Annotated in this window: 16 protein-coding genes; 11 read left to right on the top strand and 5 right to left on the bottom strand. The window is 64.2% G+C overall.

All coding sequences use genetic code 11. The features are described 5' to 3' along the window. Positions 1-113: 113 nt before the first annotated feature. The 4 genes from V6Z91_RS10535 (at position 114) to V6Z91_RS10550 (ending at position 7,150) form a co-directional block, all read left to right on the top strand. Entirely contained in the window at positions 114-4,127 is a 4,014-nt protein-coding gene (locus V6Z91_RS10535; protein WP_338770146.1) for an FAD/FMN-binding oxidoreductase, read from the top strand. A 13-nt stretch (positions 4,128-4,140) separates the two neighbouring features. Next, positions 4,141-4,590 carry an HIT family protein gene (locus V6Z91_RS10540; protein WP_338770149.1) on the top strand — a complete coding sequence of 150 codons (450 nt, stop codon included), beginning with the start codon at positions 4,141-4,143 and terminating at the stop codon, positions 4,588-4,590. Positions 4,591-4,636: 46 nt separating this feature from the next. Beyond that, entirely contained in the window at positions 4,637-5,062 is a 426-nt protein-coding gene (locus V6Z91_RS10545; RefSeq protein ID WP_338770151.1) for a DUF971 domain-containing protein, read from the top strand. 348 nt (positions 5,063-5,410) lie between these two features. After that, positions 5,411-7,150 carry a methyl-accepting chemotaxis protein gene (locus tag V6Z91_RS10550; protein ID WP_338770153.1) on the top strand — a complete coding sequence of 580 codons (1,740 nt, stop codon included), beginning with the start codon at positions 5,411-5,413 and terminating at the stop codon, positions 7,148-7,150. Between the two features lie 19 nt (positions 7,151-7,169). On the opposite strand, the gene V6Z91_RS10555 is transcribed toward V6Z91_RS10550, so the two are convergent. Together V6Z91_RS10555 and V6Z91_RS10560 are read right to left on the bottom strand one after the other, a co-directional pair. Beyond that, complete coding sequence (locus V6Z91_RS10555; protein WP_338770156.1) at positions 7,170-8,105, bottom strand: sulfonate ABC transporter substrate-binding protein; 936 nt, start codon at positions 8,103-8,105, stop codon at positions 7,170-7,172. Positions 8,106-8,116: 11 nt separating this feature from the next. After that, positions 8,117-9,151 (bottom strand): LacI family DNA-binding transcriptional regulator, encoded by a 1,035-nt coding sequence (locus V6Z91_RS10560; protein WP_338770158.1) that lies wholly within the window; start codon positions 9,149-9,151, stop codon positions 8,117-8,119. A 168-nt stretch (positions 9,152-9,319) separates the two neighbouring features. Between V6Z91_RS10560 and V6Z91_RS10565 the strand changes: the two genes are divergently transcribed. Both V6Z91_RS10565 and V6Z91_RS10570 read left to right on the top strand, forming a co-directional pair. Next, positions 9,320-11,620, top strand: a complete 2,301-nt coding sequence (locus V6Z91_RS10565) for a TonB-dependent receptor (RefSeq protein ID WP_338770160.1) — start codon at positions 9,320-9,322, stop codon at positions 11,618-11,620. After that, on the top strand, positions 11,620-12,897 hold the full coding sequence (locus tag V6Z91_RS10570; protein WP_338770163.1) for an LLM class flavin-dependent oxidoreductase: 1,278 nt from the start codon (positions 11,620-11,622) through the stop codon (positions 12,895-12,897). Before V6Z91_RS10565 ends, V6Z91_RS10570 begins: the two co-directional genes overlap by 1 nt. A gap of 78 nt (positions 12,898-12,975) precedes the next feature. Here the strand turns inward: V6Z91_RS10570 and V6Z91_RS10575 are convergent, their stop codons facing one another. The 3 genes from V6Z91_RS10575 to V6Z91_RS10585 all read right to left on the bottom strand — a co-directional run bounded on the left by V6Z91_RS10575 (position 12,976) and on the right by V6Z91_RS10585 (position 15,947). Further along, entirely contained in the window at positions 12,976-14,094 is a 1,119-nt protein-coding gene (locus tag V6Z91_RS10575) for a HAMP domain-containing sensor histidine kinase (protein WP_338770165.1), read from the bottom strand. Between the two features lie 401 nt (positions 14,095-14,495). Then, a complete protein-coding gene (locus V6Z91_RS10580) occupies positions 14,496-14,768 on the bottom strand; it encodes a hypothetical protein (RefSeq protein WP_338770167.1) in 273 nt (90 codons plus the stop codon). Between the two features lie 921 nt (positions 14,769-15,689). Next, the gene (locus V6Z91_RS10585) at positions 15,690-15,947 is read right to left on the bottom strand and encodes a hypothetical protein (protein ID WP_338770168.1); all 258 of its coding nucleotides are present in this window, start codon (positions 15,945-15,947) and stop codon (positions 15,690-15,692) included. Between the two features lie 211 nt (positions 15,948-16,158). Between V6Z91_RS10585 and ubiE the strand changes: the two genes are divergently transcribed. From ubiE to V6Z91_RS10610, 5 genes are all read left to right on the top strand, one after another. Further along, a complete protein-coding gene (gene ubiE / locus V6Z91_RS10590; RefSeq protein WP_338770170.1) occupies positions 16,159-16,893 on the top strand; it encodes a bifunctional demethylmenaquinone methyltransferase/2-methoxy-6-polyprenyl-1,4-benzoquinol methylase UbiE in 735 nt (244 codons plus the stop codon). A gap of 15 nt (positions 16,894-16,908) precedes the next feature. Next, positions 16,909-17,904 carry a TIM44-like domain-containing protein gene (locus tag V6Z91_RS10595; RefSeq protein WP_338770172.1) on the top strand — a complete coding sequence of 332 codons (996 nt, stop codon included), beginning with the start codon at positions 16,909-16,911 and terminating at the stop codon, positions 17,902-17,904. A 105-nt stretch (positions 17,905-18,009) separates the two neighbouring features. Beyond that, positions 18,010-18,672 (top strand): SCP2 sterol-binding domain-containing protein, encoded by a 663-nt coding sequence (locus tag V6Z91_RS10600; protein ID WP_338770174.1) that lies wholly within the window; start codon positions 18,010-18,012, stop codon positions 18,670-18,672. After that, on the top strand, positions 18,669-20,237 hold the full coding sequence (gene ubiB, locus V6Z91_RS10605) for a ubiquinone biosynthesis regulatory protein kinase UbiB (RefSeq protein WP_338770176.1): 1,569 nt from the start codon (positions 18,669-18,671) through the stop codon (positions 20,235-20,237). The genes V6Z91_RS10600 and ubiB overlap by 4 nt, the downstream gene beginning before the upstream one ends. Continuing rightward, on the top strand, positions 20,238-20,855 hold the full coding sequence (locus tag V6Z91_RS10610) for a methyltransferase (RefSeq protein WP_338770178.1): 618 nt from the start codon (positions 20,238-20,240) through the stop codon (positions 20,853-20,855). Positions 20,856-21,070 lie beyond the last annotated feature (215 nt).

Consider the following 21,070-nt stretch of genomic DNA (forward strand, 5'->3'; position numbering starts at 1 on the left):
TGACGCTCGGTTAACCCGGCAAGAAATAGGGCTGTTGGGGCGTGGTGCGCCGCAATAAGCTAAAATGGACCCCTTAGTGATCCCATCAAGCGTCCTTGTCTTCCCCCCATAGAATGAACGCCCCAGCACAAATCCAGGCCCTGCTCGCCGAATCGCCGGACGGCCACGCGCCGACCCGCCTGCGCGAAATCCCGTACAACTACACTTCGTTCTCCGACCGCGAGATCGTCATCCGCCTGTTGGGCGAGGAATCGTGGCAGCTGCTGGACGAGCTGCGCGGCGCGCGCCAGACCGGCCGCTCCGCCCGCATGCTGTACGAAGTGCTGGGCGATATCTGGGTGGTGCGCCGCAACCCCTACCTGCAGGACGACCTGCTGGACAACCCGAAGCGCCGCCAGGCGTTGATCGACGCGCTGCATCACCGCCTCTCCGAGGTGGACAAGCGCCGCATGACGGTGGACGCGGGCGAATCGGGTGAGTCCGCCGCGCGCCGCGCCGCCAATGTCGAGAAGCTGCTGGCCGCCGCCAACAAGGCCGTGGCAGACTTCGGCGAGGAATTCCGCCAGATGTACGACCTGCGCAAGCGCGCGGTCAAGGTGCTGGGCCGCTATACGGCCAAGCACAATATCCGCTTCGACGGCATGAAGCGCATCACGCACGTGACCGACGCCACCGACTGGCGCGTCGAATACCCGTTCGTGGTGCTGACGCCGGACGCCGAGGATGAAATGGCCGGCCTGGTGAAGGGCTGCATCGAGCTCGGGCTGACGATCATCCCGCGCGGCGGCGGCACCGGCTACACGGGCGGCGCGATTCCGCTGACGCCCCTGTCGGCCGTGATCAACACGGAAAAACTGCTGCGCATCGACCCGGTGGAGATGAAGGTCCTGCCGGGCCTGGAGCGCGATTACGCAACCATCTTCACGGAAGCGGGCGTGATCACGAACCAGGTGTCCGGCGCCGCCGAAAAGGCCGGCTTCGTGTTCGCGGTCGACCCCACGTCGGCGCACGCCTCGTGCATCGGCGGCAATATCGCCATGAACGCGGGCGGCAAGAAGGCCGTGCTGTGGGGCACGGCGCTGGACAACCTGGCATCGTGGCGCATGGTCGACCCGAACGGCGACTGGCTGGAAGTCACGCGCCTCGACCACAACCTGTCGAAGATCCACGATACGCCGCTGGCCCGCTTCAAGCTGGAATGGACGCACCCGAACGCGAAAGGCGAAGTGAAGGGCGCACCGTTCAAGACCGAGATCCTGGAGATCGAAGGCCGCAAGTTTCGCAAGGAAGGCCTGGGCAAGGACGTGACCGACAAATTCCTGGCCGGCCTGCCGGGCGTGCAGAAGGAGGGCTGCGATGGCCTGATCACGTCCGCCCGCTGGATCCTGCACAAGATGCCGAAGTTTACGCGCACCGTCTGCCTGGAGTTCTTCGGCCAGGCGCGCGATGCGATCCCTTCGATCGTGGAAATCAAGGATTACCTGGACGGCCTGCCGGCCAAGGGCGAGCAGTTCGCCACGTTGCGCCTCGCCGGCCTGGAACACCTGGACGAGCGCTACCTGCGCGCCGTGGGCTATGCCACCAAGTCCAAGCGCGGCGTGCTGCCGAAGATGGCGCTGTTCGGCGACATCGTGGGCGACAACGAGAATGCCGTGGCGCTGGCCGCGTCGGAAGTCGTGCGCCTGGCGAATACCCGCGTGGGCGAAGGCTTCGTGGCCGTCAGCCCCGAAGCGCGCAAGAAGTTCTGGCTCGACCGTGCCCGCACGGCGGCGATCGCCAAGCACACCAATGCGTTCAAGATCAACGAGGACGTCGTCATTCCGCTGAACCGGATGGGCGAGTACACGGACGGCATCGAGCGCATCAACGTCGAGCTGTCGATCAAGAACAAGCTGCAACTGGCGCAGGCGCTGCGTGAATACTTCGAGGCCGGCAATCTCCCAGTCGGCAAGAGCGACGACGCCAGCGACGACCACGTGGGCGACGCTGAAATGCTGGGCGATCGCCCGCAGCAGGCCATCGCCTTGCTGGACGGGGTGCAGGACCGCTGGAGCTTCATCCTGGCGAACCTGGACAAGCCGCTGGCCGACGTGCGCGTGGACCTGATGGGCCTGGGCCTGGGCGAACTCGATCCCGCTTTCGCCGAGCGCCTGGGCCGCCAGCCGCACGCCACGCTGTTCGACGTGGTGCAGGACCGCACGGTGCGCATCAGCTGGAAAAACGAGATCCGCGCCGTGCTGCGCCAGATCTTCAATGGTGGCGCCTACCGCGCGATCCTCGAGCAAGCGCAGGAGATCCACAAGAAGATCCTGCGCGGCCGCGTGTTCGTGGCGCTGCACATGCACGCCGGCGACGGCAACGTGCACACCAACCTGCCGGTGAACTCGGACCACTACGAGATGCTGCAGGACGCGCACCAGGCCGTGGCCCGCATCATGAAGCTCGCGCGTTCGCTGAACGGCGTGATCTCGGGCGAGCACGGCATCGGCATCACGAAGCTGGAATTCCTCACCGAGGACGAGATCGGCGACTTCCGCGACTACAAGCTGCGCGTGGACCCGGAAGGCCGCTTCAACAAGGGCAAGCTGCTGAACCTGCCGGGTATGAATGCGGACCTGCGCAATGCCTACACGCCATCCTTCGGCCTGATGGGCCACGAATCGCTGATCATGCAGCAAAGCGATATCGGCGACATCGCCAACAGCATCAAGGATTGCCTGCGCTGCGGCAAGTGCAAGCCGGTGTGCAATACGCACATCCCGCGCGCGAACATGCTGTACTCGCCGCGCGACAAGATCCTGGCGACGTCGTCGCTGATCGAGGCGTTCCTGTACGAGGAACAGACCCGCCGCGGCATCTCGATCCGCCACTGGGAAGAATTCGAGGACGTGGCCGACCACTGCACCGTGTGCCACAAGTGCGTGACGCCGTGCCCGGTGAACATCGACTTCGGCGACGTGTCGATGAACATGCGTAACCTGCTGCGCAAGATGGACAAGCGCTCGTTCCGTCCGGCCAAGGCGGCCACGATGTTCTTCCTGAACGCGACCGACCCCGGCACCATCGCGGCGGCGCGTACGGCGCTGGTGGGCGTGGGCGGCAAGGCGCAGCGCCTCGGCAACGAGGTGTTCAAGACCGTGGCGCGCGCACAGACGAAGGCGCCGCCGCCCACGACCGGCAAGCCGACCGTGCGCGAGCAGGTGATCCACTTCGTCAACAAGAAGATGCCGGGCAACCTGCCGAAGAAGACGGCGCGCGCGCTGCTGGACATCGAGGACGACAAGATGATCCCGATCATCCGCGACCCGAAGAAGACCAACGCCAACACCGAGGCGGTGTTCTACTTCCCGGGCTGCGGTTCGGAGCGGCTGTTCTCGCAGGTGGGCCTGGCCACCCAGGCGATGCTGTGGGAAGTGGGCGTGCAGACCGTGCTGCCGCCGGGCTACCTGTGCTGCGGCTATCCGCAGCGCGGCGCCGGCGACTACGACAAGGCCGAGAAGATGATGACGGATAACCGCGTGCTCTTCCACCGCATGGCGAACACGCTGAACTACCTGGACATCAAGACCGTCCTCGTGTCGTGCGGCACGTGCTACGACCAGCTGTCGACGTACGAATTCGAGAAGATCTTCCCCGGCTGCCGCATCATGGACATCCATGAATACCTGCTGGAGAAGGGCGTGAAGCTGGAAGGCGTGACGGGTACCCGCTACATGTACCACGATCCCTGCCACACGCCGATGAAGCAGCAGGACCCGTTGAAGACCGTGAACGCGCTGGTGCAGACGCATGACCAGGTGAAGATCGAGAAGAACGACCGCTGCTGCGGCGAGTCGGGCACGCTGGCCGTGACGCGGCCGGACATCTCCACGCAGGTGCGCTTCCGCAAGGAAGAGGAGATGGTCAAGGGTTCGGACAAGCTGCGCGCCGACGGCTTCGACGGCAACGTGAAGATTCTCACGAGCTGCCCGTCGTGCCTGCAGGGCCTGTCGCGCTACAACGAGGATTCGGGTACCACGGCCGACTACATCGTCGTGGAAATCGCCAAGAACCTGCTGGGCGAGAACTGGATGCCGGACTACGTGAAGCGCGCCAACGACGGCGGCATCGAACGCGTGCTGGTGTGACGCGCGGATGAACATGGGCTGCGATCTCTGCAAGCTGCTGGCGGCGCCCCCCGAAGGCGCCGCTGCCGGCACCATCATCTGGCGCGACGATGCCTTGAGCATCGTCGCCGTCGACGAGCCGGGCTACCCCGGCTTCACGCGCGTCGTATGGAACGCGCACGTGAAGGAAATGACGGACCTGGCACCAGGCGAGCGCGATCGCGTCATGCGCGCCGTGTGGGCCGTGGAAGCGGCCCAGCGCGACGTGCTCGCGCCGCACAAGGTCAACGTGGCCAGCTTCGGCAACATGACCCCGCACGTGCACTGGCACGTGATCCCGCGCTATGCCGACGATGCGCACTTCCCGAATCCCACGTGGGGCGCGCGGCAACGCGACCCCGACGCCGGCGCCGTCGCCGTGCGCACCGCGCTGCTGCCCGAGCTGCACGCCACGATCCGCGAACGCCTGAACGAACCGGGTTGAACGAACCGCGTTGAATGAACCTAGCTGACGAATCGAGCTGAACCCCATGCCTACCTGCACTTCCCTGACCCTGCATAACAAGTCGCGCTATCTCGAAATCACCTTCGATGACGGCGCATCGTTCAACATCCCGTACGAGCTGCTGCGCGTGTACTCGCCTTCGGCCGAAGTGCAGGGCCACGGCCCGGGCCAGGAAACGCTGCAGGTCGGCAAGCGCGACGTGGGCATCACCGACCTGGAGCCCGTCGGCCAGTACGCGCTCAAGCCGATCTTCACGGACGGCCACCAGTCCGGCCTGTACACATGGGAATACCTGTACGACCTGGGCGCGAACATGAACGCCCGCTGGCACGACTACATCGGCCGCCTGCACGCCGCCGGCTTCTTCGGCGACACCGGCCGCGAACCGGGCGCCGTGCTGCACGGCACCAGCACCCACACCCACCACGGCGGCTGCGGCCACCGGCACTAAGTTTCCATGAACCGGGGTCTAACCCGTTTCCAGGAAATACAGTCATGTAGAACGGCTGCCCGGACCCCGGCGCAGCCGTTTTTCGTTGCGGATACGCTGCGGGGGACAGTCCCCCGGGGACTGTCCCCTGTTGTTTTGTCCCTCCGGGGACAGTCCCCTGTTGTTTTGCGACCAGCTCAGCGGTAGGGGTAAAGGGGCATCCAAGGCCGCTGGAACGAGAACATTCAGGCAAGATTCTGTTGCTGCCGGGCTACTTTTTTGCCGAAACGTAGCAGTGCGGCATTGTATGGAGCAGTGGGGCGGACGAGAATAATGATCGTTCGAAGTCCGTCTTTCCAGGAAGAGTCCATGCCCAAACTTACCGTCCGTTTCAGCCTGATGGCGGCGCTGTGCCTGTTCACCGCGATGATCGCGATCGGCGCGGCGCTCGGCGTCTTCATGATCAACCGTTCCAACCACGCCCTGTCGCTGGTGCAGGACATCGCCACGGAAACCCAGGCGATCAACGAGGTGTACAAGGACACGACCCGCGCCCGCACGAGCCTCAATCGCGCCTATTCCGAGTCGAAGGAAGGCGCCCAGGGCCCGTCCACCGGCAATGCGATGGAAAATGTCGTCAAGTACCAGGACCAGATCCGCAAGGGCCGCGACGAGTTCGCGGCCAGCGCGCCGTCGTCGGGCACCGACCTGGCGTTGCGCAAGGAACTGATCGAGTCTGTCGAGCCGATGACCGCTGCCATCGACGAAGCCGCCGCCGCGCTGCGCAAGGGCGATTCCGCTACGTTCGCGGCGATCAGCAGCAAGCAGCTGGCGCCGGCCGGTGCGAAGTTCACCACCTTGCTGCAGAAGTTCCAGAAGCAGAACACCGAGCGCGGCGAGAAGCTGATTGCCGAGCGCGACGGCGAATACCGCATGGTGCTGTGGCTCGTGGCGCTCGGCCTGGGCGTCGCGCTGGCCATGGTGATCGGCATGCACGTCTTCCTGCGCAACCTGGTCATTGCTCCGCTCGAGCGTGCTGTCGACTTGCTCGATGGCGTCGCGCATGGCGACCTGACCGCCCGCGTCGACGTACAGGGCGACAATGAAATCGGGCGCCTGATGCGCGGCATCGCGAAGATGCAGCAAAGCCTCATCGAGATGGTGGGCAATGTGCGCACCGGCGCCCAGGCGATCGGCTCGGCCGCGAACGAGGTGGCTCTCGGCAACCAGGACCTGTCGTCGCGCACCGAAAGCCAGGCCAGCGCACTGGAGGAAACGGCGGCCACGATGGAAGAGCTGACCAGCACCGTGCAAAGCACCGCCGACAACACCATGCAGGCGCGCGAGCTGGTGGAGCAGGCGTCCACCAAGGCAGTCGCCGGCGGCGCCGTGATGGGCCAGATGTCCGAGACGATGGCGGCGATCGACGCATCGTCGCGCAAGGTCGTCGACATCATCGGCGTGATCGACAGCATCGCGTTCCAGACCAACATCCTGGCGCTGAACGCCGCCGTGGAAGCGGCGCGTGCCGGCGAGCAGGGCCGCGGCTTCGCCGTGGTGGCCTCCGAGGTGCGGACGCTGGCGCAGCGCAGCGCGTCGGCTGCCAAGGAGATCAAGGCACTGATCGACGACTCCGTCGACAAGGTCGGCTCCGGCAGCATGCTGGCCACTCAGGCCGCGCAGGCGATGAACGAGATGGTGACGAGCGTCGGGCGCGTGACCGGCATCGTGGTGGACATCGCCGAAGCGAGCCGCGAGCAAAGCAACGGGATCGCCCAGGTGAACCAGTCGATCACGCAGATGGACGAAGTCACGCAGCGCAATGCCGCGCTGGTGGAAGAGGCGGCGGCCGCCACGCAGGCAATGCAGCACGAGACGCAGAACCTGCTGAACGCCGTGAGCGCATTCAAGCTGTCGAACGATGCCTTTGCCGCGCCCGCGCAGGCAGCGGCATCCGCACCGGCCAAGCCCGTTACTGTAAAACCGGCACTGCCGCGCGTGACGACAGCGCCGGCACCCAAGGCGCCGGCAGCCAAGGCAACGCCACCGCGCACGCAAAAGCCTGCCCCTGCCAAGGCGGCCGCAGCGGACGAGTGGGAAGAGTTCTAAGCCTCCCCGGCGGCGCCTCTCACTGGCGCCGCCAGGTCCACGCCTGCGTGGCGATCGTCACCGGGCGCGGAATCAGCTTCTCGCGGTAGAACAGGTCCGCCACCTTCTGCTGGTTGGCCACGATCGCCGCGTCCATCGGCATCACGCCCGCCGTCTGGCGCCCCAGCCAGGTGGTGATCACGTCCGGCGGCACGCCCACCTGCGGCGCCATCATCGCCACCATTTCCTCCCGATGCGCATTGGCCCATTTGCCGGCCTGTGCGATCTGTTCCAGCAACGTGGCCACGGCGCGCGGCGAGCGCTGCACGAATGCGCGCGAAGCGAGATAGAAGCCGTTGGCCTGCAACAGCCCGGTGTAGTCGGCGACCACGCGGGCGTTGTATGACTTCTGGGCGGCGGCCAGGTAAGGGTCCCACACCACCCATGCATCGACGCTGCCGCCATCGAACGCGGCGCGCGCTTCGGAAGGGCCGAGGAAGATCGGCTTCACGTCGCGCAGCGTCAGCCCGGCCTTGTTCAGCGCCGCCACCAGCAGCAGGTGCGAGCCGGAACCCTTGGCAAAGGCGATGCGCTTGCCCTTCAGCTGCGCCACCGTGCGGATCGGCGAGTCGGGCTTGACGATGATCGCCTCGCTGGCGACCGGCGGCGGTTCGGCCCCCACGTATACGACGTCGATGCCGGCCGCCTGCGCGAAGATGGGCGGCGGCGCGCCCGTGGTGCCGAAATCGATGCTGCCGGCATTGAGCGCTTCGAGCATCTGCGGTCCGGCAGGGAACTCGATCCATCTCACGGTGGTGCCGGATGGCGCGAACGCCTTTTCGACGGCGCCCTGGCGCTTGAGCGCCGTCAGCAGGCCGCCGCCCTTCTGGAAGCCGATCCGTATCGTCTCGGCACGGCCCGGCAGTGCCGTCAGCAGCGCCATGGCCAGCACGGCCGTGAAAAACTTCTTCATCATCTCTCCTGTTTTCAAGTGCTTTCCCGCTCGATCAGTTCGCAGTCGAGCAGGTTCAATCGGGCCGGCCTGGGATCGGCCGGCAATGCGCCCAGCGCCTGCAGGATGCGTTGCGCGGCGATCTCGCCGATCTCCCGCCCCGGCGGGCGGATCGTGGTGAGGCTGGGCAGCAGCAGCGGCGAGAACGCATAGTCGCCAAAGCCCATCAGCGCGCAACGCCGCGGCACCTCCAGTCCGGCGCGCTGCGAGGCGAGCAGGGCGCCGGCCGCCAGGTTGTCGTTGGCGAAGATGATTGCATCGGCCTTGCGCTTGCCGCGGGTCAGTTTCTCCAGCGCCTCCCGGCCCGCGTCGAACGGCGCCGCTTCGGTCGGGGCATACGTCCACGGATCCAGCCCGTGCTCTTCCAGCACGGCCGCGTAGCCGTCCCGGCGATCCAGTGCCGACAGGTCGCCGGCCAGGCTGTTCTGCACGAAGGCGATGCGCCGGTAGCCTTTCGCGAGCAGGTGGCGCGCCGCCTGCGCCCCGACTTCGCGGTTCGAGTAGCCCACCTGGATGGGCTTGCGGCGCGGTGCGTAATCCCAGGTCTCGACGACAGGAATGCCGGCCGCCGCCAGCATCGCCTCGGTGCCACGCGTGTGGAAACGGCCGACCACGGCCAGTGCGGCGGGCGACCAGCCCAGGAAGGCCCGCACGGCGTTTTCTTCCTGCTCGGCCGAGAAGTAGCTCGATGCCAGCAGCACCTGGTAGCCGTGGCGGTTCAGCGTGTCGTTGAAGCTCTGGATCGTGCTGGCGAAGATCGGCCCCGAGATATTCGGCACGACCATGCCCACCACCTTGTTGTGCGCCGACGAGAGCCCGCCGGCGGCGAGGTTCGGCACGTAGTTCAACTGCGCGATCGCCGCGTCGATCCGCGCCCCCAGTTCTTCCGAAACGAAGCCGTTCTTCTTCAGGTAGCGCGAGACCGTGATGGAACCGACGCCAGCCAGTTTCGCCACGTCGTGAATGGTGGCGCGCCCGGAACCGCGGCGTTTCTTCGATGGTGTGCACATATTCTCAAACGACATATCGATGCGTGATTTGATTCTTTGACTTCATTTTTGCGTTCGCAGACACTGCGACGGTATCGGTACCATGGAAAAAAGTTTAACAGTCAGCGCATCGGGCACCAAGCTGGTTTTATGCAGGTGCAGAACGGTTTTTCGCATATTGGGGATTTCATGAAAAGGCAGCACAAGAACAACAAGCATCGGAATATCCACGCGGGCGTGGCGCTCGGCGTGCTGCTCGGCGCTCACTTCGCGCACGGGGCGGAGCCGGTGACGGTGGACGCTCCGGAAGCGCAGGCAACGGGAGCAGCGGCGGCAGCGGCGGCGGGCGCTCCAGGCGAAGCGGTCGTCGCCTCCGTCACCGTCACGGCCACGCGCCGCTCGGCGTCGCTGCAATCGGTGCCGCTCGCGGTCTCGGTGGTGAGCGGCGAGCAGCTGGAGTTGGCCAACCGCACCAGCATCGACACGGTGGTGCAGGAGATTCCGAGCGCGGCGTTCCGCCAGCAGGGCGGCAACAAGGACTCGACCCTGTTCGTTCGCGGTATCGGTACCATATCGACGTCGCCGGGCGTCGAGCCCACCGTGTCGACGGTGGTGGATGGCGTGGTGTATGCGCGCCCCGGGCAGGCCACGATCGACCTGCTGGACATCGACCGCATCGAAGTGCTGCGCGGCCCTCAGGGCACGCTGTTCGGCAAGAACGCATCGTCCGGCGTGCTCAATATCGTGAGCCGCACGCCGACCGAACAGCTCTCGGGCTATGTCGACGCTTCGGCCTACACGGGCCATGAAAAGCGCGTACGCGCCGGGATCGGCGGCGCGCTGCGGCCCGGCGTGCTGCGCGCGTCCATCAACGCGGCGTACGCGGACTACGACGGCAATGTGACGAACGTGCACGCCGGCGGCGGCAAGGTGAACGGCTACGAGCGGCGCGGCGTGCGGGGCCGGCTGGAGATCACGCCGAATGCCGATACCGACATCGCGCTGATCGCGGACTACCTGAAGTCGGAAAGCTCGCCCACGCTGGCCGCTTCCAGGCAAACCAGCGCGCCGTTCGCGCAGGCCATCCTGCCTGTCGTCGCGGGGGCCGAAAACCGCCAGGTGAACTTCGACCTGCCGAACGCGATCGACGACATCAACAAGGGGATCTCGGCGCAGGTGAACTGGCGCCGCAATGGTTATACGCTGACGTCCATCACCGCCTGGCGTTCTTGGGACAACACCCAGCACACGACCACCTCGCCGATCGGCAACAGCGCCGAGCTGGCGCGCATCACGAGCGCGTATCCGGCCACGCGTGACATCGGCACGCTGGAGTTCAGGCAGGCGTCGCAGGAGCTGCGCATCGCTTCGCCGCGCATTGCATTGTCCTCTGCCGGCGCTGTCGACTACGTGGCCGGCCTGTTCTACCTGCACGGCAAGGACCGCGAGACCTACCGGCGTATCGTGACGACGGCGGCAACGAACAGCGGCCGGGCAGACTATGGCGTGGAGAGCGACAGCTACTCGGCGTTCGGCGAAGGCACGTTCCATCTCGGTCCCGCATGGCGCGTCATCGCCGGCGCGCGCTGGACGCGCGACGAACTGTCCTACGACCATGTGCGCACGTCCACGCAGAGCACGGCCTTCGCCGGCGTCCAGCCGGGCACGCGGAACCAGGGCAGCACGGACACGGATGGCTGGTCCGGCCGGCTCGGCCTGCAGCACGATTTCTCGCCGGCGGCTACGGCCTATGCGACCTGGTCGCGAGGCTACAAGGGCCCGGCCTACAATGTGTTCTTCAATATGCTGCTGCGCGATACGCTCGCGCTGGCGCCGGAAACCTCGAGTTCCTTCGAGCTTGGCCTGAAGGCATCGGCGTTCCATCGCAGGCTGACGGCCAACGTGGCGCTGTTCCACACGGATTACGCGAACTATCAGGCGAACTTCTACGACACGGTGGCCGGTGCCGTCGTCACGCGCCTGGTCAATGCGGGCGACGTCTCCACCCGCGGTGTCGAACTGGACGTGACGGCGCGGCCGACTGCGCAATTGACTTTCACAGGCGCCTTCGCGTGGACCGATGCGCAAGTCGATGCATTCAACTGCCCGCCCGCGGCGGCCGCGTCGTGCAACCTGGATGGCAAGACGTTGCCGTTCGCGCCGCGCTTCAAGGGTTTCCTCCGTGGTGCCTACAACGTGCCGCTGGCGAGCGGCCAGGAAGTCAACCTGAGCCTGGACTACACCTACCAGAGCCGCACGCAGTTCGACCTGTTCCAGTCGCCCGACGCGATCCAGCCAGGCTACGGCATCGTCAATGCCGCCGTCGAACTGGCGCAACCGGCCGCAGGCTGGCGCGTGGCGCTGGTGGGCAAGAACCTGGCCAACGAGTCGTATGCGACGAACCTCGTTACCGGCACCGGCTACGTGCACCGCGGCGTGCCGCGCGACGACAGCCGCTATTTCGGCATCACCGCACGCAAGGAGTTCTGATGGCGCACGCAAACAAGCAACTGAGCCTGACGGCCTTCCTGATGCGCCACGGCCACCACGTGGCCGCATGGCGGCATCCCGATACCGACCTGGTCTCGCCACCCTTCGAGGTGTATCGCAAGGTGGTACAGAGCGCGGAACGCGCCTGCCTGGACGCGGTGTTCCTGGCCGACAGCGTGGCGCTGACGGGCGCGCCGTCGCTCGAGCCGGTCACGCTGCTGTCGGCGCTGGCCGCGGTGACGGAGCGCATCGGCCTGATCGCCACCGCCACCACCACCTACAACGAGCCGTACACGGTGGCGCGGCAGTTCGCCTCGCTCGACAGTATTTCGAACGGCCGCGCGGGCTGGAACCTCGTCACCTCCGACAACGCGGCCGAAGCGGCGAACTTCGGCCGCGCGCGGCATGTGGAGCACGGCGAGCGCTATGCGCGGGCGTGCGAATTCCATGAAGTGGTCAATGGACTCTGGCAGGGCTTCGAGGAGGGGGCCTTCGTCAACGACAAGGCCGCCGGGCGGCTGCTCGACGCGGCGAAGGTGCGCCGCCTGAATTACCGTGGCCAGCACTTTTCCGTCGCCGGCCCGCTGAACGTGCCACCGAGCCCGCAGGGCAAACCCGTCGTCGTGCAGGCGGGCAGCTCGGAAACGGGGCGCGAGCTGGCCGCGGCCACGGCGGACGTGGTATTCACCGCGCAAGCGAAGCTGGAAGACGCGCAGGCGTTCTATCGCGACATGAAGGGCAGGGTGGAACGGCATGGCCGCGCGCCGGATAGCCTGCGTGTGACGCCCGGCATCTTCGCCATCGTCGGCGAGTCGGAAGGGGAGGCGCAGGACAAGTTCGGTCTGCTGCAAAGCCTCATCGAACCGCAGGCTGGCCTGGCCTTGCTGGGCAGGATGATCGGCAATTTCGACCTGTCCGGCTATCCGCTCGACGGTCCGCTGCCGGAACTGCCGGTCACGCAGGATGGCCAGCGCAGCCGCCAGCAACTGCTGACGGCAATTGCGCAGGGCGAGAACCTGACGATCCGGCAGCTGTACGAGCGCATTGCCGGCGGCCGCGGCCACTTTACCGTGATCGGCACGGCGAAGCAGGTCGCGGACCAGATGCAGCTATGGTTCGAGCAGGGCGGGGCGGACGGCTTCAACCTGATGCCGCCGACCCTGCCGGGCGGGCTCGACGACGTGCTGCGGCTGGTGGTGCCTGAATTGCAACGACGCGGCTTGTTCCGCACCCGTTACGAAGGCACCACGCTGCGCAGCCATCTGGGGCTGCGCTGACAGCGGGGGAAGGGCGCGCGTGGCGCCCGGACAGCGCCTGATGACTTGTAATGCCGACCTTTACGATGGATTGCCCGGTCAATGAGTAACATACGGACGCGCATCGATGGGAACCGATACAGTAAAGGTCGTGCCCCTGCCTTCCGCACTTTCAACAATAACACTGCCCCCATGGCTTTCCACGACGTTCTGGACAAATGGTAGACCCAAACCCCAGCCTTTAATAACGACATCTTCCATGCGTTGAAACTTGTTAAAGAGGCGTGGCATATCGGATGGAGAAATAGGCGTCCCTTCGTTATGTACGGACAACAGCATGCGGCTATCGACTCTTTGCACAGCTACCGTGATCGCTTTCGACGTATCCCCATATTTCTGCGCGTTGGCAATCAGATTCTCGAGGACACGTTTCATTGAAACTTCGCACCAGTGGCCGATTAATTCTTCACCGGCGACTTGAACAGGCTGCCCGTTTAAAGAAGCGTCGGCGCCTACTTCTTTTGCCAACTGCAACATTTCAAACTGCCCTAAGTGCAGCTTTAATCTCATGCGCCCCTTCAACACTGCGGCGTCAAGTAGCGTCTGAAGCATGGCATCTGCCTCGCGAATTTTCTCGACAACGCGTTTCGCCAGAGCACTGGTCTGCGGGTCAGGCGTGGCCATTTGAATGAACTGGGCAGAAGCACTCGCGACGTGAAGGGGATTCCTCATGTCATGAGACAAGTTGGCGATAAAGGATTCGGTTTCCTCCTTACCGGCCGCGTTATAGCCCACAATCGACTCGCGCGTAGCGTATTCGATCGAGTTGCCGATGACATCCGCATCCTGCTTACGTAGGTATAAACCTCTCGTTTTCGCCACCGCAAATAGCACTTCGCGAAAAATCTGCAGTTCCCGGATCAAATCCTGCGGGCCATACTCAGTCATGATCGCGCGCTCGCGGCCATGAACCTGGGCGAGGTTCGTGGCCGAAGTGGCTATGCTACGCGTATCTCCGGACGCAAGGGCTCGGGCGATATTGTCATACAAGATAGGTAGAGTATCGACCAAAACCGGGTTTCCGAGCGCCGCCGCGCTTTTGACCTCGACAACCACGCGCTTCCGCCAACTTTCAAGAACTTCGTCCCGACAGGCGCTGAATAATGAGACTAGATCGCTGGTCGGTATGGCCCCACTGCTGAAATCGCTCGATTGCATATAAACCTCTAGGCACTGCCTCTACAATAAGCGCCGCTGGTGATGAGCAGGGCACCTCCAGACGCTGACAAATGGCGTCGGATAGAGTTGCAGTGTATGCTTATATTGAGCACAAAGCGATGATTCTTCTGCGCATGTGGCTGCGCTGGAGGAACATGTCTGTGCTTCACATCCATGCTCATCTCGACAACAGGAACTGTGCCACCGGATGCAGCCGTAGCGTCACGAACGCAACCGGGTTGCCATGCGCCTGCGAAATCCGCAGTACCACGGAAATGGTGCGTATAGCGCACATGATCGAGCACGGCATGGCTTTCCCTTGCCAGTCCGCGAAATCGTTGACGCCATGACGTATCGACGCGCGTATTGGGGCGATACCAGTGTGTCCGCTCGACAGCGTTTCAATTCGAGAGCTGGACCATTGCAGGCGCGGCTTCGAACGATCCGTCGTTAACAAACGGGCGCCATCTGCGCTGCCGTGGTCGCGTCAGTACTCTTGTCGCAATGTCGATCGAAATATTCTTCTCGCAGAGATAGTCAGCCGCAGCCCGCGTGCCGAGCATCTCCTGCATGACTAATCCAACCTCGACATACTCTGCACAAAGGCGGTCCGCTCTCGATTGTGCCGAATTATCATTGGCCGAGTCCGCAGCTCTTCGATGGGTACCGGTCATTGGTCTTCTCCAGATTCCTATACGGCCATGCTATCCACCAGCTGCGCAATATGATGCCAGAAAGAAGGACGTGCTTTCGTCGGACTTGGCGTACAGAGGTCCATCGCGGCAGTGCGCCTCGCCATCGCCTGACCCGCACGGCCCCGGTTACAGTGCGAGGAACCACCGGGCACCTGACGGTGGTATCCGGAAAATCAGCATCGTGCAGGCCGTGACTGGGATCCTGTTTGTCCCTGGAACCGGAATGCCTTGGAGTACTTGCGGTGGGGACCTGGGTGCGGCAGGGGCATGACGTGCTGGCGTCGCCGTCACAAATGATGCAAGGCGGTGTCTGGCAGGGCGTCCCCGAGGCAGTCCTGCGGCGCCTTCGGGAGGATGACCAGATCATGCGCGATCGAGCTGCATCGATGCAGCGAGCGTACCGCACTGCTGGTGGTGAGCATACTGGGAAGCCGGCCGATCGCGGTAAGCTCGGCGCCCCGTGCTGATCGAGCATACGCCTCGAGCGTACAGCGGGCCTAGTGTGGCGAATCAGGAATTCGTTGAATAAATCCGACGAGAATCGCCCCGATACTGCGTCGAAAATGCACGGACAGGCCCCGGCCTTGCCGTACATTTCCAGCGCCGACGCAGTGCCTCGCCTCTTGAGACGATTTCGTCAGCTTTATGATCAACGAATTTCCAGCCCGCCACCCTGGCAGCGCTGGCGACGAATCGCAGCACGAATGCACGCCTTGGCGTCGAATCCCGTGAAAGGCCTGGCCGATGGCGTTCAATGGTTGAACGCACGCCTGGGTGGTTGCACCGTTTTCGCAGCTGCGTATCCGTGATGAGCAGCGAGGCGATATCGATCAGGCCTGTCTTTCGCTTGCTTGATCACGTATCTGATGGAGATACGTCGATAGGTTATGTCGGGGGCGCCTAGTTGACGGCGTTGGTGCGGCGGCGCCGCACGTATTCTTCGTAGCGGCGCTGTTCGCGTTCCCAGATGTAGCGGAAGGCGGCACGGGCGGCAGGCGGCAGCGTGCGAATCGCTTCAGCATTGAACGGCATCGGTGCGGGCGGCTTGCCACCCTGGGCGCGGCGCGCCTGCGCATCCGTTGCGTCGATCATCTGGCGGGTCGCCTCATCGATCTCCGGAAAGTAAATATCCTTGGGGAGTTGATGTTGAAGCTCCATTGTCTTCCTCCGTAATCAGTAGACAGATGCCGTGTCGAAGAGACCGGCTTGCTCGCTTAACGCGGCCTTGTGGAGGGTGGTTGACACGACTTCGGAAAAATGTTGGAAATTGCAAATTCGGCAATGATGCCTCCCGGTCAGCAATCCCTGCGACAGGCGCCGGTAGGCCCTCTGTATAATGCCGGGAGATCAACCCGCCCTACCATCGCTAATGACCAACACCACCCACTTCGGTTACAAGACCGTCAACGAGGACGAGAAAGTCAAGGAAGTCGCCAAGGTCTTCCATTCCGTCGCCGCCAAGTACGACGTGATGAACGATCTGATGTCCGGCGGCCTGCACCGCCTCTGGAAGACGTTCACGATCGCCAATGCGGCCGTGCGCCCCGGCATGAAGGTGCTGGACATTGCCGGCGGCACCGGCGACCTGGCGAAGGCGTTCGCGAAGCAGGCGGGGCCGACGGGCGAAGTGTGGCTCACGGACATCAACGAATCGATGCTGCGGGTGGGCCGCGACCGTCTCTTGAACAAGGGTCTCGTCACCCCCACCTTGCTGTGTGATGCCGAAAAACTGCCTTTCCCGGACAATTATTTCGACCGGGTCAGCGTGGCGTTCGGCCTGCGCAACATGACGCACAAGGACCAGGCGCTGTCGGAAATGCGTCGCGTACTGAAGCCGGGCGGCAAGCTGCTTGTGCTGGAATTCTCGAAGGTGGCCGAGCCCCTGCAGAAGCCGTACGACGTGTATTCGTTCTCGGTGTTACCGTGGCTGGGCAAGCGGATCGCCAACGACTCGGAAAGCTACCGTTACCTGGCCGAATCGATCCGCATGCATCCGGACCAGGAAACGCTGAAGACGATGATGCAGGCGGCAGGACTGGAGCGGGTCCAGTATTACAACCTGACGGCGGGTGTGGCCGCGTTACACACCGGTATCAAACTGTAAAGCTAGGACACAGCCATGAAACTGAAAAAACTCCTGGTCGGCGCCACCCTGGCGCTGGCCGCCATTTCGATGACGGCGGAGCTGGCCGCCCGCCCGATGGGCGGTGGCAAGTCGTTCGGCCGCCAGTCGCAAAACGTGAAGAACATGGCGCCGCGCCAGGCACAACCGGCCACGCCGCAACAGCAGCAGGCGGCCCGTCCGGCCACCCAGCCGACGCCGGCGCCGGCCATGCCGGCCAAGAAGCCGAGCATGTGGAAGGGTATCCTTGGCGGCGCACTGCTGGGCCTCGGCCTGGGCGCGCTGCTGTCGCACCTGGGCATCGGCGGTGCGCTGGCCAGCGCGATCGGCACGATCCTCACGTTTGCCCTGATCGCCGCGGCCATCTTCTTCATCTGGCGCCTGATCAAGGGCAAGGGTAACCGTGCCCAGCCCGCGGCCGCGTATGCCGGTGGTTTCGGCGGCAATAATGGCGGTAACGGCAGCTTCGGCGGCGGCGGCTTTGGTAATGCCACGCCGCAGGGTGGCTCGGCTACCCCGGAAATCGGTTCGCGCCTGCAGCCTTCGGCCTTCCAGCCGGCTTCCTCGGGTATCGACCTGAACAAGCCGACCGCCCAGGCACCGCACCAGCAGTGGGGCGTGCCGGCCGACTTCGACCAGGCCGCGTTCCTGCGCCATGCCAAGGGTAATTTCATCCGCCTGCAAGCGGCTTGGGACAAGAGCGATATCAACGATATCCGCGAATTCACCACGCCGGAAGTGTTCGCCGAACTGCGCATGCAGATCCAGGAACGCGGCGGCAAGGATGACTACACGGACGTGGTCGAGATCGAAGCGGAACTGCTGGGCATCGAAAACAATGGCGGCGATTACCTCGCTTCCGTGCAATTCACCGGCCGCATCAAGCCCGCGCCGGATGCGCTGCCCGAGCCGTTCAACGAAGTGTGGAACCTGGTCAAGCCCGTCAATGGCAATGCCGGCTGGTTGCTCGCGGGCATTCAGCAGGTCGCTTAAGCCGTCCGTAACCATCGTGCAGGGTTAATCCCCTGCAAACTGGTAAGATCGAAACCGCCCGGATTTCCTGGGCGGTTTTGTTTTTTTGCGCCCCAAAAAATTCACATGTTCCCATTCTCTAATGCGTTGCCGGCCCTGTCGATGCCGGCCGCCGCCACGATCAACCACCTGCTGGCACAGGAAGCCTGGGCCAGAGCCGAGTTGAAGCAGTATGCCGGCAAGGTGGCCCGCATCGACGCTTCGCCGGTCGAATTACGGTTGCGCGTCGCCGCCGACGGCATGGTCGAAGCGGCCGGCGCCGAGCATCCGGCTGCCTCCGTCACGATCCGCCTGAAATTGTCGGACCTGCCGCTGATCGCGCAAAACCGCGAGCGCGCGTTCTCTTATGTGCAGATCGAAGGCGATGCCGAGTTCGCCAACGCGATTTCCCGGCTGTCGCAATCGCTGCGCTGGGAAGCAGAGCACGACCTGGAAAAGCTGGTCGGTGCCGTGGCGGCGGTGCGTCTCGTCGAGGGCGCGAAAGCGGCGCTTGCCTCCCTGAAAAATGGGCAGCGCAAGGTGACGGAAAACGTCGCCGAGTATTTCCTCGAAGAAGACCCGGTGCTGGTGCGCCCCGTGACGGCCCAGGCGTTCGCCGCCGACGTGACGCGCTTGCGTGACGATGTCGAGCGTTTCGCCAAGCGGCTGGAAAAGCTGGAACAGAAGTTCAACAATAAGTCCAATCAAGGCGTCAACCAAGGCGTCAACCAAGGCGCAGCCCCTCGATGATCCTGAAATTCGTTCGCCTGTTCAAAATCCTGCGTGTGATCGTCAAGTATGGCCTGGACGAGATCGCTATCTCCGGTTTCGATAAACCCGGCATCAACCGCTTCTTCGACACGGCTTTTTTCTGGCGCAATATCTCGACGGCGCGCGCGATCCGCCTGCGCCTGGCGCTGGAGGAGTTGGGGCCCATCTTCGTCAAGCTGGGGCAGGTGCTGTCCACCCGCAGCGACCTGATCCCGCCGGACATCGTGGCCGAGCTGTCCAAGCTGCAGGACCGCGTGCCGCCGTTCGACAGCGAACTGGCCATGCTGCAGATCGAGCGCTCGCTGGGCGCCCCTCCCGACCAGCTGTTCGCGCGCTTCGAGCGGGTGCCGGTCGCCTCCGCCTCGATCGCCCAGGTGCACTTTGCCGCGCTGCCCGACGGCACGCCTGTCGCCGTCAAGGTGCTGCGGCCGGGCATGAAAAAACTCATCGACGAGGACGTGGCGCTGATGAACCTGGCCGCCGACGTCATCAACCGGCTGTGGAAGGATGCTCACCGGCTGAAGATGAAGGAGGTGGTGGCCGAATTCGACAAATACCTGCACGACGAACTGGACCTGATGCGCGAAGCCGCGAACGCCGCCCAGCTGCGCCGCAACTTCGCCGATTCGAACCTGCTGATGGTGCCCGAGATGTACTGGGACTATTGCTCGAGCGACGTCATCACGATGGAGCGGATGAGCGGCATTCCCGTCTCGCAGATCGACCGGCTGGTGGAGGCGGGCGTCGACCTGAAGAAGCTGGGCAGCGATGGCGTGGAAATCTTCTTCACGCAGGTGTTCCGCGACGGCTTTTTTCATGCCGACATGCATCCGGGCAATATCCTCGTGTCGATCGACCCGGCCACGTTCGGCCGCTACATCGCGCTGGACTTCGGCATCGTGGGCACGCTGAACGATTACGACAAGGATTACCTGTCGCAGAACTTCCTGGCCTTCTTCCGCCGCGACTACAAGCGGGTGGCCGAGGCGCACATCGAATCGGGCTGGGCGCCGAAGAACACCCGTGTCGACGAGCTGGAAGCGGCCGTGCGCGCCTGTTGCGAACCGATCTTCGACCGGCCCTTGAAGGACATCTCGTTCGGCCAGATTTTGCTACGCTTGTTCCAGACGTCGCGCCGCTTCAATGTCGAGGTGCAGCCCCAGCTCGTGCTGTTGCAGAAGACGCTCCTGAACATCGAGGGCATGGGCCGCGTGCTGGACCCGGACCTGGACCTGTGGAAGACCGCCAGGCCCCACCTGGAGCGCTGGGTGTCGGAGCAGGTGGGCTGGCGCGGCCTGGTGGACAAGCTGAAGGCGGAAGCGCCCCGTTACTCGCATATCCTGCCCCAGCTGCCGCGGCTCACCCACCAGGCGCTCACGGCGATGAGCGAGCGCGACGACACCACCAACGAGCTGCTGCGGCGGCTCACGGAAGAACAACGCCGCACCAACCGTTTGCTGAGCTTTTTCGTTTATTTCGTCGGCGCCTTCGTGGCCGGGGCCATCGGTTTCCAGGCCTGGCTGCGCTGGCATGGAGTACTGTGAATGCCCGAATTCGACACGCGCGACCCTCTCGATCCCAGCTTCTGGGATGAACGCTTTGCCCGGCAATTCATGCCGTGGGATGCCGGCGGCATTCCGGAACAGTTGCGCACGCTGGTGGCCTCGCGCGACGCGGCCGCCGATGCCGACATCGTGCCGCCGGTGGCGCTGATCCCCGGCGCCGGCTCCGCCTACGAGCTCGACCTGATGTGCGAGGCGGGCTGGGACGCGACGGCGATCGACTTTTCGCCGAATGCCGTGGCGCGGGCGCGCAAGGTCGTGCGCCGCTGGCCGGAGCGGGTCGTGCAAGCCGATTTCTTCAGCTACCAGCCGGAAAAGAAGCTCGACGTGATCTATGAGCGCGCCTTCCTGTGCGCCATGCCGCCCGAGCATCACGCCCGCGTGGTGCAGCGCTGGGCCGCGCTGCTGCCGCACGACGGCCTGCTGGCCGGCTACTTCTTCTTCGGCGACGCCGGCAAGGGTCCCCCCTTCGCCATCGCCCGCGCCGAGCTCGACGCGCTGCTGGCGCCGCACTTCACGCTCGTGGAAGACGAGCCCGTTCCCGACTCGCTGCCCGTGTTCGAAGGCAAGGAGCGGTGGATGGAGTGGCGGCGGCGCTGAAAACCCGTGACAGGCACCGATTTTCCAGAAACATTTCTCCAGAACCGGTGACAGGCACCGGGGTTTTGGAAATATTTCTTCAGAAGCGGTGACAGGCACCGGGTTTTTGGAAACATTTCTCGAAAATCGGAGCCTGTCACCGGTTTTCTGCGCCCGCCGGCAACGTTGTGTCCGCAAAAACACTCTATAATTCAGGGTTTTTGATGTTTTTTGCG

Origin of the sequence: Massilia sp. METH4 (assembly GCF_037094685.1) — a bacterium.
In the GTDB taxonomy this organism is placed as follows: Bacteria; Pseudomonadota; Gammaproteobacteria; order Burkholderiales; family Burkholderiaceae_D; genus Rugamonas.